This window comes from Sphingomonas cynarae (genome assembly GCF_039537815.1).
Taxonomy (GTDB): Bacteria; Pseudomonadota; Alphaproteobacteria; order Sphingomonadales; family Sphingomonadaceae; genus Sphingomonas; species Sphingomonas cynarae.
The window spans coordinates 220,588-233,050 of sequence record NZ_BAABBF010000006.1; the positions used below are offsets into that span (position 1 = coordinate 220,588).

Below are 12,463 nucleotides of genomic sequence, written 5' to 3' on the forward strand. Positions count from 1 at the left end.
GTACACTCCGTGCACCGGCAGAGATGTCGAACGATTTGCCTGCTATCGTGTAAGTGTCGTCCTGCATCTGATCCGCGATCATCCGCATGCCCACGCTGATAGTGGGGCTACCAATATCAAATTTAGTCCAGCTAGCATGTTTCACGTCGTGAAAACGGACATTAGGGTTGCCATAACTTCGCGGTGTTAGGACATCCGGCTTTTGATCCTGACGACGTAAATTTTGTGCTTTCGGCGATACGCGCCTCGGACGTCTACATACATAGCGCTAGAGGCTGTTATGGACTTGGGAGTGCGTCTGATTCATCCGTCCTTGGATGAACATTTGCCGCAAGCCGTATCCGTCTGACGTCAGTAGCGAGGAATGGTCGCTGGTCGCGCCGTACCTGCTGTTGCAGCGTGAAGATGCCGGCCAGCGGGAGCACGACCTGCGCGAGGTGTTTAACGGCCTGCGTTACATCGTGAAGACGGGGCGCCATGGCGGTGGATGCCCAACGACCTGCCGCCGTGGGCGAAGTAGCCCAAGGTTCCGGCGATGCGTAGTATCGTTGGAATGGCTACGGAGGGGGCGGTCTACCAGCAGACGCAGCGATGGCTGGCAGCGGGCTGCTTCGAGGCGCTGGTCGATGATCTGTGCGCGGTGCTGCGGCTGGCGGCGGGGCGCAAGGCCGAGCCGACTGCTGCGATCATCGATAGCCGGACGCTGCGGTTCACGCCCGAGAGCGGCGAGCGCGCCGGCTATGACGGGGGCAAGCGCAAGAAGGGCTCGAAGATCCACATGGCTGTCGATACGCTGGGCCATCTGCTGGCGCTCCATGTCACGCCGGCCAGCGCGGAGGATCGCAGCGAGGTGGAGCGCCTCGCGCGTACCGTGCAGGCCGTCACCGACGTCACCATCGAACTGGCCTGGGTCGATCAGGGCTATACCGGCGAGCGCGCCGCCAATGCCGCTGCCAGACACGGTATCGCCCTCAAGGTCGTCAAACTGCCTGAAGCCAAACGTGGTTTCATCCTCCTGCCACGACGCTGGGTCGTCGAGCGGTCCTTCGCATGGGCAACCCGCTTCCGACGCCTCGTCAAAGATTACGAACGCTATGCCGAAACACTTGCCGGACTTCACGTCGTTGCCTTCGCCTGCCTCATGATGAAGCAGGCCATCGCCATCGCCGCAGGTTCATAACAGCCTCTAGCTGCCGGCGGCAAGCGCGGGTCTCGTCTGACAACCTGCGTCTAGCGGTCACAATCTCACCCAAGCTGAACCGTCGGGACGCGGTGATAACTATTGTACTATAGTCGATATCTGCCCCTGCCCCCGTCGAGCCATGGCACGTTGAGGTGCCCGACCATATTCCAGACCCGTGAGGACCAGACCCACGCCGGGCCAAATGCGACATGGTAGCAACTGTGGGCTACGCTTGGCTCAACCTGCCCCACAGCAAGCATCACGTGACCGGCGTTCGGCTGTACCATCAGATTGAGTTCGAACCGGCTTTCCCAATGGGGACGGTATTCTGAGAGTATTTAGGGTTGGCTGGCCGACGTTGAGCGGTGACCCGGCGCAAAGGCGAAACGGCGTGCGGCCAGTGCGATAAGGAAGGCGATCAGGGTCAGCCCGACGACAGCGGGCGGCAGCAGCGTGGTCCCTCCCGTCGTCAGGAGCACCCCGCCCAGCGCCCCGCCCACCGCGATCGCCAAGTTCCAGGCCGTGGTCACCATCGCCTGCGCCAGATCTACGCCGTCCCCCGCTGCGTCCGCCGACGCCGTCTGCATCATCGCCCCGGCACCACCGAAGCCAAGGCCCCAGACGATGGCTGCCGCATAGACGGCAAGGCCCTGCCCACCGGCAAACGTCAGAAGAACAGCAACGGCCGCAAAGGATCCGATCGCGAGCAGTACCAGCACGCGCAGCATCCGATCGACCAGTCGCCCGACGATCCAGATGCCGACGAGCGAACTGATGCCGAACGCCAGCAGGACGAGATCGACCCGCACGGACGCGGCGGTCGCGAACGGCGCGATGTAGGTGTAGAGGATGTTGTGGCCCGTCATCCAAGCAAGGATGACGAGCAGGATCGGCATGATACCCGGTGTTGCGACGACGCGGCGCAGCGAAGGACGATCGTCACCCGTCCGCCCGGGGGCATCGGGCACCTTGAAGATAATCCAGCCGATCAGCACGACACTCAGCGCCGAGAGGATCAGGAACGATCCGCGCCACCCGACCAAACCGCCCAGGAAGGTGCCTATGGGAACACCCAGTGAAAGCGCCAGCGGCACGCCGACCATGGCGAGGGCCATTGCCGGGCCGGTCTGATCGGCACGCACGATGCTGCGCGCGTAACCCGCAAGGATTCCCCAAGCGAGACCCGCCGCGCACCCGGCGACGAACCGCGCGACCAGCACGACCGTGATCGATCCGGCCCAAGCGGTCAGCGTGTTGCCCACAACGAAGCAGATGATGGTGGCAAGCAGTACCGGTCGTCTGCGAAAGCCTTGGGTCAGGCTCGTGAGCGGGATCGCTGCGAGCAAGGACCCAAGCGCATAGACGGCAACGAGTTGTCCCGCGATCGCCTCGGAGATTCGCAGGCCGGACGCGATCTGCGGGAGTAGGCCAGCGGGCAGCGTCTCGGTGACGATGCACAGGAAGCCACTGGCGGCGAGTCCGGCAAGGGCCGCGATCGGGAGTGTGGCGCGAGCCGCTGAGCCCGCTTGGACGCGGATTTTGTTGGAGGAAGGCGGCATGGGTGTCCTTGTTCGTCGATGTAATGCCCGCCTCTACGCCGTGACGATCCTGAGACATGGCTATTTCCTTTAATAACCGCTATACAAATGCCACTCTCAGAGGCAAGCGGATTCTGTAATGGATGTTAACGTAAATAAGCGACAACGGGGGCGCCCCCGTGGGTTCGCGCTTGAGACTGCGATCGAAGCCGGGCAGCATCTGTTTCACGAGCATGGCTATGAGAACGTCAGCGTGGCCGCGCTGACCGAGGCGATCGGGATTACCCCGCCGAGCTTTTATGCAGCGTTCGGCAGCAAGGCCGCGTTCTTCAAAGAGACGCTGCGGCTCTACTCAGCTACCGTTGTGCCGCTGGATCGCTTTCTCACGCCAGGTGCAGCGCCAATGGCGGCGCTTGGCGACGTGCTGCGCGCTGCCGCGCATGCTTATGCCGCCCATCGCCATCGCCCCGGCTGTCTGATCCTCGAACACGCCAAGGCTGTGACAACGGATTGGGGTATTGCAGCCGGACAACTCGCGGAAGCAAACCGCGATAAAGTGCGGATGTTTCTCGAAGAGGCTGATATCGTGACGCCGGGGCTTATTGCGGATTGCGTCGCCACGACAATGCTCGGCCTGTCGGCCGCAGCGAGAGAGGGGTGGGACGAGGCAAGACTCCTTGCCGTCGCAAACACAGCGGCCGAGGCATTACTTTGCCGCTCAATTCTTTGATGAATACAAAGTTCTTGTAGAGGCGTATTCCTCAATTGGAAGTGACCTATGAAAAAACTCCCCTACCGATCGGTATCGTATTCCTATTTTAGAATGCTATTTTCCAAAACAGCAAGTAAAATATGGAAAATTGAAAGCCGCGAGTCTTGTAAAATGACAAGCTTTGGGAAAACGACAGGTGCTGGGAGCGGCTGAAATTTATCATGCGTATTTTAGTCGCCGAGCATATGCGAAAAGATTCAAACCCGGACATTCGAGATTCCCTCCCTGCTCCTCAACATCTGACGTCCGTTCATCTCCGCATTCTGACCGCATTGGGCGGAACCAATAGGAGTCCAAATCGGGCTTGCTCCTCCGAAGAGTATGGCTGCGAAGAGGTTTCGCGGTGTGTCTCAAAGCTACCAAAGTTACAGGTGTCGTAAGTGGCGAACGAAAGTGCGCGGCCGGTAGGTAGGCAGTCGGCCCGAATCGTGCATTCACCAGCCAGCACAATTTTTAGGGGATTTGCAATTTTCTTTGTACCAATATCGAAGACCACGCTTCGATATTGATCCACCATCCTCATTTTGGGTTGTTGACAAGGTTATGCCCACCATGATGCCGCTGCCCCACCCGATGTTCGAGGGTGCGGTCTTCCCGTCCGTCCCCCGCACACAGGCGGCGGTGCTCCTGGCGGTCCAGCAGCAGCTGGGGGACAGCCAGTTTTCTGCCGCTGACGTGCTACAGATGCGGCAGTTCGAGCAGATCGCTACGCTGGTTGCGCACATCGATCGGCATGTTCCCTATTATGGCCTGTCGCTGCGTCGCGTGGGCATCCGTCCGGGCGAGCCAATCACGAATGCCACGTGGCAACAGGTGCCGGTTCTGACCCGTCGCGCGGTGCAGGATGCGGGCGAAACCCTCTTCGCGACCTCGGTTCCGGCGTCGCACGGGGAGATCGGAGACCTCACCACCTCGGGCACCAGCGGTCTGTCCGTGCGGATCAGGCACACGGGGTTGCACCAGCTCTATCTCCAGAGCTTCGAGCTGCGCGAAGAGATGTGGCACCAGCGCGACCTCCAAGGGCGGTCGATCGGCATCCGGCGCGACGAGACGAGGCGGGATTTCAGCGGCAAGGTCCATCTCCGTCGGCTACCCGACTGGGGCGGCCCCGTCGCGACCGTCTATCCAACCGGCCTGTCCGCCATCCTGGATTATCGCTCGACGGTGGAGGATCAGGTGGCGGCGGTTCAGGCGGAAGCCCCCGCCTATCTGACCGCCTACCCCTCCGTGTTGATCGAACTGCTGCGGCATTGCCGGGCAAATGGACTGTCGTTGCCGGGCCTGAAGGGGGTGCGCACCGTCCGCGAGGTCCTGTCACCGGAAACGCGCGCGCTGACCCGGGAACTGCTCGGGGTCGGCATCACCGATGTGTATAGCTGTGCCGAGGCGGGCGCGCTGGCTCTGCAATGTCCCGAACACGGTGCCTATCATCTGCAACAGGAGAACGCTCTCATCGAGGTTCTCGACGACGATGGGCAACCTTGCATGCCGGGCATGATCGGACGGGTCGTCGTGACGCCGCTCCATAATTTCGCTATGCCGCTCCTGCGGTACGAGATCGGCGATCTGGCGGAGGTTGGCGGGCCGTGCCCGTGTGGCCGAACGCTGCCGGTGATCGCGCGGATCGTCGGGCGAGCACGTGACATGCTGACATTGCCTAATGGCGGCAGGCGCTATCCCTATTACGGGCACAACGCACTTGTCGCGATCCGCGCCATCCGCCAGCATCAGGTGATCCAGCGAAGCGTCCACGACATCGAGATCAAACTGGTCGTCAGTCGTCCGCTAACCGCTGAGGAAGAGAGCCGCATCAAGGCCATCGCGACCGGCGGCATGGGGCACCCGTTCGAGATCACCCTGAGCTATGTCGACGAAATCCGCCGCGAAGCCTCCGGCAAATATGCCGAGTTCCGCTCCGACCTGATCGATTAGACTGCGACGACGGCTGACCTGCGGCGACGGACACGCAGCGTGGAGCCGATGAGACCGAAGCCGACAACCATCGCCGTCCAAGTCACCGGCTCCGGCACTGCGGTAACGGTGCGGAAAGTAAAGACGGTTCCGGTCGGCAGCGTTCCTGTCGGGGGAACGGGTACACGATCGATGAATGTCTGGAACGTCAGGCCGGTTACGGTCCCGGGGGTAAACGTGATAGTCGGGACAGAGGTCAGCCTGTAGGGTTCATTGTGGGCGAAGACGTTCGAAAAAATCTGGACGGTCGACCCACTCGAATAATTGACTGAAATCGAGAATGATCCACCCTCAAACGAATTTACAGATCCGGCACTGATCGACACCAGTTGGTCGGCATCGATCAGATCGGCAAAATTGATCGTGGTCGCGATGTTGCTGATGGCGATCGGCGTCGTCGTCGTCGTCGTCCGCGTGACCAGCGCCGCGTCTGCCGCTGCTGGCGCGAAGGCCAGCATTGCAGCCACCAAATAAAGATATTGCGCGTTACGGTTCATGGTTAGTTCCCCCGGAGACGATCCATCCCCGCGAACCATCGGCCAGGTGGTTAGCTGAGCGTTAACATTCGTGTCAATAGCCAGGAATGAAGGCGGTTTAAACCTGCTGCAAACCGGTGCGGCCGTTCTCGATGACGAACCGGGCAAGATCACGCACGCCACTGTTAGGCGCGCGTACGTCGGTGACGGCGCGATAGGTGATCGTGCATCTATCCGGCGTCAATTCCAGCTGGCCATAGCCATGCGCGCTGCCATCCACGAAGCGGAAGCCGGGTTCCTGCCCGGCAGCCTCGGCCAGCCGCTGGTCATGGTTCGGTGAAGTCACCGATCCGCCAACAAATTCGGAAGCGATGATGCGTCGTGGATCATCCGGATCGGCATGGTCAGCAGCGATGAAGGCGTGGACGTCACCGCTCAGGATCACGGGATTGGACGTCCGCGTATCGCGCCATCGGCGGACGATCCGGTCACGCGCTGCAGGATAGCCTGACCAGGTGTCGAGGTTGAACAGGTCTGGCCGCTCGGGCGCCGTACCGGGGGCATAGCGGCAATAGGGCAGCAGGAGGGTCTGCTGCGCGAGGATGTTCCAGCGCGCGGGCGATTGCGCCAATTGGCCGTCGAGCCATTCCTCCTGCGTGTGGCCAAGCATCGATCTTCCAGTGTCGCGACGCGCGGCGCAATCGGGGCGTAGCCAGTGCGGGATGTTGGTCAGCCTGTCCTTCGGCTGGCAGACGGGCGGATCGCGATATTGACGATCGTCCAGCAATTGGAATCGCGCGAGCCCGCCCCACTCGATCGACCGGTAAAGGCGGGCCACCGACCCGGATGGCTGAGCGCTTGCCCGCACCGGCATGTGTTCATACCACGCCTGGTAGGCCGCTGCGCGCCGCCGCAGGAATGTCGCTGGGTCGGTGCCATGTCCGTCTCGGTCGGCACCGTAATTGTCCGCCACCTCGTGATCGTCGGGGATTACGATCCAGGGTGCCGACCGATGTGCCGCTTGGAGCAACGGATCAAGTTTGTAAGTCGCGTAGCGCAGGCGATAGCCGTCCAGATCGGTCGGTTGCGGATTGCGGTGTATCCGTATGCCTGCATCTGTCGGATCAGTTTCGTAGATATAGTCGCCGAGGAACAGCACCAGATCGGGATCGTCGGCGGCGATGTGGAGATGAGCTGAGAAATAGCCGGCCTCGTAATGCTGGCACGATGCAAAGACGGCGCGCAGCCGGTCAGGCATGATGAGCGGCGCTGTCCGTGTGCGACCGACAGGACTGGCAATCCCATCGACGAGGAAGCGATAGAAATAATGTCGGCCCGGCCGCAGTCCGCCTACCTCGATGTGGACGGCATAGCCGTGGCGATGGTCGGCTGTTGTCGTTCCACTACGCAATATAATGCCAAACCGCTCGTCCTCGGCGATCTCCCACCGGACCGGCACGGCGCCCGGCGGCATACCGCCACCGGGTTCGAACGGGGCGGGCGCCAGCCGGGTCCACAAGACGACGCCGTTTGCCAGCGGTTCACCAGATGCCACGCCTAGCGTAAAAGGGTCACGCCCACCCACATGCCTGCAGCCACGGCTGCCGAGCAAGGCAGCACTGCCAATCAATGCTGCGGTTACCTCTCGTCGATCAGGGTAGATCATCTATGCTTCACGATGAGCAGACACCTCGTCACCCGATTTCCTCCTGCAGAGCCGCCATGACGGTGGATCGGGTTGCTTTTGGAGAAGGTGGCGTTTCTCGCCTAGTGTCTTTCATAAGATTTCCCATCAACAGACCTTTGCTTCGTTTTTAAAGACTGACCCAATTTCGATCACCCAAGGCGCCTTGCAGCTCTGCCGTAACCGGTCGCGCGATCATCTTTTCGTCGAGCTGGCCGGGGCGTTGATTGAACGATGCGGTGCGGCAATCATTCTGAAGCCGACGACCTTGTCCCGACGTGGAGCGATCGACCATGAAGACCAGCGGCAACACGATCCTGATGACTGGCGGGGGAAGCGGCATTGGTGAGGCACTGGCCCACCGTTTTCACGATCGTGGCGACACCGTCATCATCGCCGGACGACGACAGGAGGCGCTTCGGCAGGCAGCGGGCGGACGTGATCGCATCCACACCATGACCCTCGACGTCGAGGATGCCGCGGCAGTCGACGTGTTTGCCAAGAAAGTCGTGGCCGACTTCCCGTCACTGAATGTGCTGTTCAACAACGCCGGCATCATGAAGTTCGAGGATTTGACGAGCCGGCGCAGCCTGACTGATGCCGAAGCGACGCTGGCGATCAACATTCTGGGTCCTTTCCGGCTGACGAACGCGCTGATCGACCATCTGACGGGCCAGCCCGACGCCGCGATCGTCACGGTCACCTCAGGCCTGGCTTATGTACCGCTGGTGGCGGCACCGACCTACTCGGCGACTAAGGCAGCGATCCACTCCTATACCGTTTCGCTGCGAACCCAGCTTGCGGACAAAGTCGAAGTGATCGAGCTGGCGCCGCCGGGTGTGCAGACCGACCTCACGCCGGGACAGGCGAACCGCCCGGGCTACATGCCGCTCGACGCCTTCGCCGATGCGGTTAGCGCCCAATTCGCCCAGCAACCGACGCCGCCTGAAATCCTGGTCGATGAGGTGCAGTTCCTGCGGCAGGCCGAACGCGAGGGTCGGTTCGACGAGACATTGATGACGCTGACGGAGCGCGCCGCCCGGCAGCGTGAAGAGGGTAACCGACGGCATTAACCGTGATGCAAGTCAGGTTAGCCGGCCGCCGCTCCTGCCTGAACCACGGCGTTCTGTCCTGTGGCGCTTGCCGGTGAACGTCAGCGCCCTGCGGAATCTAGAGCGTGATGACGTGGATTCGAATCGCTGAGGTTCCCATTTGGCTGGCGATCTGATTCACTGTGCCGGCTGGCGAAGGAGGCCAGCCAGCATGTCAAAGCCGTATTCGATGGACCTGCGGGAACGGGTGGTCAGGGCGGTAACCGCCGATGGCATGTCGTGCCACGCGGCCGCTTCACGCTTCGGGGTGGCGCCGAGTTCGGCGATCAAATGGGTGCGGCGCTTTCGCGATACGGGCAGCGCCGCGCCGAGCCGGATGGGTGGTCGTCGATCCAGCATCCTGTCCGGCGCGACACGTGACTGGCTGCTGGAGCGGATGACCCGCGACTTCACCTTGCGTGGACTGGTAGCGGAGTTGGCGGGCCGCGGCGTGAAGGTCGACTATGTTCAGGTCTGGCGGTTCGCCCATGCCGAGGGGCTGAGCTTCAAGAAAAAGCGTGCTGCCCGCCGAACAGCTCCGTCCCGCGATCGCCCGGCTTCGGGCGCAGTGGAAGAAATACCAGGGCCGGCTTGATCCGGCGCGTCTCGTCTTCATCGATGAGACGAGCGTCAAGCCGATCATCCGGGGGATGATCGGTAGCGAGGCGGTGAAGACGAACATGGCCCCCTTGCGCGGTTGGGCACCGGTCGGCCAGCGGCTCCATGCCAAGGTGCCCTACGGCCACTGGCGCACGATGACGTTCCTGGCGGCGCTGCGCTGCGACCGGATCGACGCGCCGTGCGTGCTGGACCAGCCGGTCAACGCGCAAAGCTTCACCGACTATATCGAGCAGTGCCTCGTGCCGACGCTGTCGCCCGGCGACGTCGTCATCATGGACAACCTCTCCAGCCACAAGAAACCCGCCATCCGCAACGCCATCCATGCGGTCGGTGCCAGGCTGCTGCTCCTGCCGCCCTACAGCCCGGACCTGAACCCGATCGAGCAGGTTTTCGCCAAGGCCCTCCTGAGCTTGTCGAAGGGCTCAAGCACCTCATGCGCAAGGCCGCCGAGCGATCCCACGAGGCAACATGGAGACGCGTCGGCACGCTTCTCGATGCATTCTCCCCCGCAGAATGCCGCAACTACCTCGTCAACTCCGGATATGGGTCAGCTTGATGTCATCCGACTCTAGCAACTTTGGAGACGCATTATGGTCGAAGCACGGTGGAACGGCACACTGATTGCAAGTAGCGACGATATAGGCCGTGTGTACAATTGGATGGCAAAGCAACCCACAAAATTCCCAGAAACGCGTACTTTTTAGCTGGAAGAACGCCTTCAGTAAGGGTCACCACGCCAGCCTTATCGATGACTTGACACTGGTCTAAATGTGAACGTCTCGCGGTCGCGCCACACATAGATGGCCTACACCTTTCCGCTCTACGGCTTCGACCGCTAGCCACTCCGTCTTTCGACCGCTCTCATACGCCGATGCGAACCGACACTCGGAAATCGACGACCGCTATACCTCCATTGAGATGTCCGATCGTCATCGTCTGCCGCCGCCTTTCTGAAGACGGGCGCGGCGGACTGCGACGACACCGCTATTGGCGACATCCTCCCGGGCAAGCTTGTCCCATCGTTCGACGCGCGCCGGATCTAGGTCACCCGCTGCGATCGCGGCGCGGATGGCACAGCCCGGCTCATCGCCATGGGTGCAATTGGTGAAGCGGCATTCGAGCGTGACGGCCGTGACGTCGTCGAACACCTCGGTCACGCCGGTAGCCACTTCGGACATCTGAAGTTCGCGCATGCCGGGCGTATCCACCAGCCAACCACCCCCACCCGCATCATCGGTCAGGCGATGCATCTCGCGAACGGTCGTCGTATGCCGGCCTTTCCCGTCGTCCTCGCGGATCGACTGTGTCTGGATGCCGTCCGATCCCCTCAGCGTGTTTACCAGCGTCGACTTCCCGACGCCGGACGACCCCACCAGCGCCACCGTCTCGCCAAAGCCGCAATACGAGGCTAGCCGGGCGACACTTGCCGGATCCCGCCCATCGACCAGTTCCACCTGCAATCCCGCCTGCAGCGCGCGCGCCGCAGCCACCAGATGATCCGGCGTCGGCGACAGGTCGGCTTTGGTGAGCACCACCACCGGACGGGCGCCTACCTCGCGCGTCAAGACGAGGTAGCGTTCGATCCGGGCAATGTTGAAGTCCTGGTTACAGGATGCGACCACGAAGAGCGTGTCGACGTTCGCGGCGATAAGCTGCACCCGGCGATCGTCACCGGGGGTGGGCCTCTTGAACAGGCTCGTGCGGGTGAGGATGCGCAGGATGCCCCGGGTGGTCGGGTCGATCAGCAACCAGTCGCCGACGGTGGGTCGATCTTCCGCCGCCCCTTGCGCGGGCATTCTGGACGAGATCGATTCCTCGCCTTCCTCGCCCAGAACGGTCACCCTGCCGCGGTGAACCGACAATACGCGAACCGGCAGGCAGGTCGCGCCTTGTTCGGCCGAAACCTGCCCGCTGAAGAAGGATGTCCAGCCTAGCTGTGCCAAAACGGGGTGGGGCGTCCCCATCGTCACGCCGAAATCTAGGATTCGTCCGACAGGTCGGGTTCGGTCGTTCCCTGCCCCCCTGTGCGCTTGTCCAGCTTGGCTTGCGCCTTCTTTGCGGACTCCACCGCCTTGAGCCTTTCGCGCTCGCGCCGTTCGAAGTCGTAGTTCGGTTTGCGTGGAATGGTGGTCGCTCCGGGTCCGGGGTTGGGGGTCGAGCAAGGCGCTCACCCTTGAAACCTTCTTTCCGGCTACACCGATCCGTCGGTCGCGACTAGGGTCGGGCCATATCGATCGAGCCGTAAGACAGGATCGTGGCTGCCCGCAGCGGAATCAGTTCGCCTCTGCATCCACCGAAAAGATCATCGGCTTTCCGCGCGACATCGGCTCCCACCCCGCCCCCAGCGCTGCCCGGACACCTCGTGAGACGGTCGCGTCGTCGAGTTGCAGACGCCCACGTTGCAACCCCTTCAACAGGCGTTTGGGGGGAGGAAACTCCAGCAGCGCCTCGCGCTTGGTATTCTTTTGCAGCAGCGACACGATCATGCCTTTCCAGCCGTCGTCATCGGACCATTGCGGCTCGCGCTGGAGTTGCCAGTCGTATTTCTGACCGTCGACCTCGACGGTGCCATTGCTGTTTCGGGACTTTGACATACGGGTGCCGTAGCACGCGGATCGCCCCGGGCCATCCGGTCGCGTCGATGTAGTACGGCAATCCCGGTACCCGCAGGCTCAGGCGCATGATATCCGCCCGATCGATGTTAATGACGGGCTCGAGAGAGCGGCGTCGGCAGTGGCACCACGAGATGACGGAGTTCGGACAGACATATGGCGCGCAAACATTCCAAGCACGGATTGACCGATGCCCCGCCTGTCGAAGACGAGGTCGCGCCGGCGCCTGCGCCGTGCTGGCTCTGTGGCCGGCCCACCGGCAAGACGATTGTCTGGCACCATCCCGTTCCCAAGAGCCGGGGCGGACGCGATGTCGTACCCATGCATCCGATCTGCCAGCAGACGGTGACGGCCAACTTCACCAATTCCGAACTGGAGCGGCACGGGATGGATGCGGAGGGACTGCTGGCCAACCCCGCCATCCGCAAATTCGTCGACTGGGTAGCGAAGAAGGACCCCGATTTCACCGCGACCATCACTAAGAAGCAGCGCTGACCGGTCCATGAACCATGCCG

9 protein-coding genes and 2 pseudogenes are annotated in these 12,463 nt (G+C 62.0%); 6 read left to right on the plus strand and 5 right to left on the minus strand.

The features are described 5' to 3' along the window. Positions 1 to 317 precede the first annotated feature (317 nt). Positions 318 to 1,180, plus strand: a pseudogene (locus ABD719_RS14050) (IS5 family transposase). A gap of 341 nt (positions 1,181 to 1,521) precedes the next feature. Here the strand turns inward: ABD719_RS14050 and ABD719_RS14055 are convergent. Next, on the minus strand, positions 1,522 to 2,742 hold the full coding sequence (locus ABD719_RS14055) for an MFS transporter (protein WP_344694002.1): 1,221 nt from the start codon (positions 2,740 to 2,742) through the stop codon (positions 1,522 to 1,524). Between the two features lie 118 nt (positions 2,743 to 2,860). On the opposite strand from ABD719_RS14055, the gene ABD719_RS14060 reads away from it, so the two are divergent. Both ABD719_RS14060 and ABD719_RS14065 read left to right on the plus strand, forming a co-directional pair. After that, a complete protein-coding gene (locus ABD719_RS14060) occupies positions 2,861 to 3,451 on the plus strand; it encodes a TetR/AcrR family transcriptional regulator (RefSeq protein WP_344694003.1) in 591 nt (196 codons plus the stop codon). Positions 3,452 to 4,045: 594 nt separating this feature from the next. Further along, the gene (locus ABD719_RS14065) at positions 4,046 to 5,425 is read left to right on the plus strand and encodes a phenylacetate--CoA ligase family protein (RefSeq protein ID WP_344694005.1); all 1,380 of its coding nucleotides are present in this window, start codon (positions 4,046 to 4,048) and stop codon (positions 5,423 to 5,425) included. Here ABD719_RS14065 and ABD719_RS14070 read toward each other — a convergent pair. Both ABD719_RS14070 and ABD719_RS14075 read right to left on the minus strand, forming a co-directional pair. Next, complete coding sequence (locus ABD719_RS14070) at positions 5,422 to 5,961, minus strand: PEPxxWA-CTERM sorting domain-containing protein (RefSeq protein WP_344694006.1); 540 nt, start codon at positions 5,959 to 5,961, stop codon at positions 5,422 to 5,424. The two genes, ABD719_RS14065 and ABD719_RS14070, sit on opposite strands and share 4 nt — an antisense overlap. 97 nt (positions 5,962 to 6,058) lie before the next feature. Then, positions 6,059 to 7,606: an alkaline phosphatase D family protein gene (locus ABD719_RS14075; RefSeq protein ID WP_344694007.1), complete on the minus strand. Its 1,548-nt coding sequence runs from the start codon at positions 7,604 to 7,606 to the stop codon at positions 6,059 to 6,061. 311 nt (positions 7,607 to 7,917) lie between these two features. Between ABD719_RS14075 and ABD719_RS14080 the strand changes: the two genes are divergently transcribed. After that, positions 7,918 to 8,697 carry an SDR family oxidoreductase gene (locus ABD719_RS14080; protein ID WP_344694008.1) on the plus strand — a complete coding sequence of 260 codons (780 nt, stop codon included), beginning with the start codon at positions 7,918 to 7,920 and terminating at the stop codon, positions 8,695 to 8,697. A 190-nt stretch (positions 8,698 to 8,887) separates the two neighbouring features. Further along, a pseudogene (locus tag ABD719_RS14085) lies at positions 8,888 to 9,892 on the plus strand (IS630 family transposase). Between the two features lie 373 nt (positions 9,893 to 10,265). Here ABD719_RS14085 and rsgA read toward each other — a convergent pair. Beyond that, positions 10,266 to 11,300 (minus strand): ribosome small subunit-dependent GTPase A, encoded by a 1,035-nt coding sequence (gene rsgA / locus ABD719_RS14090; protein ID WP_344694039.1) that lies wholly within the window; start codon positions 11,298 to 11,300, stop codon positions 10,266 to 10,268. A gap of 309 nt (positions 11,301 to 11,609) precedes the next feature. Next, a complete protein-coding gene (locus ABD719_RS14095; RefSeq protein ID WP_344694009.1) occupies positions 11,610 to 11,930 on the minus strand; it encodes a hypothetical protein in 321 nt (106 codons plus the stop codon). Positions 11,931 to 12,104: 174 nt separating this feature from the next. Here ABD719_RS14095 and ABD719_RS14100 point away from each other — a divergent pair, with 174 nt between their 5' ends. Then, a complete protein-coding gene (locus ABD719_RS14100; RefSeq protein WP_344694010.1) occupies positions 12,105 to 12,443 on the plus strand; it encodes a hypothetical protein in 339 nt (112 codons plus the stop codon). The last annotated feature ends 20 nt before the right edge of the window (positions 12,444 to 12,463 follow it).

Bases quoted from the DNA above. Each gene is read 5' to 3' on its own strand.
- ABD719_RS14055 (WP_344694002.1), bottom strand. From the start codon at position 2,742: ATGCCGCCTTCCTCCAACAAAATCCGCGTCCAAGCGGGCTCAGCGGCT.
- ABD719_RS14060 (WP_344694003.1), top strand. From the start codon at position 2,861: ATGGATGTTAACGTAAATAAGCGACAACGGGGGCGCCCCCGTGGGTTC.
- ABD719_RS14065 (WP_344694005.1), top strand. From the start codon at position 4,046: ATGATGCCGCTGCCCCACCCGATGTTCGAGGGTGCGGTCTTCCCGTCC.
- ABD719_RS14070 (WP_344694006.1), bottom strand. From the start codon at position 5,961: ATGAACCGTAACGCGCAATATCTTTATTTGGTGGCTGCAATGCTGGCC.
- ABD719_RS14075 (WP_344694007.1), bottom strand. From the start codon at position 7,606: ATGATCTACCCTGATCGACGAGAGGTAACCGCAGCATTGATTGGCAGT.
- ABD719_RS14080 (WP_344694008.1), top strand. From the start codon at position 7,918: ATGAAGACCAGCGGCAACACGATCCTGATGACTGGCGGGGGAAGCGGC.
- rsgA (WP_344694039.1), bottom strand. From the start codon at position 11,300: ATGGGGACGCCCCACCCCGTTTTGGCACAGCTAGGCTGGACATCCTTC.
- ABD719_RS14095 (WP_344694009.1), bottom strand. From the start codon at position 11,930: ATGTCAAAGTCCCGAAACAGCAATGGCACCGTCGAGGTCGACGGTCAG.
- ABD719_RS14100 (WP_344694010.1), top strand. From the start codon at position 12,105: ATGGCGCGCAAACATTCCAAGCACGGATTGACCGATGCCCCGCCTGTC.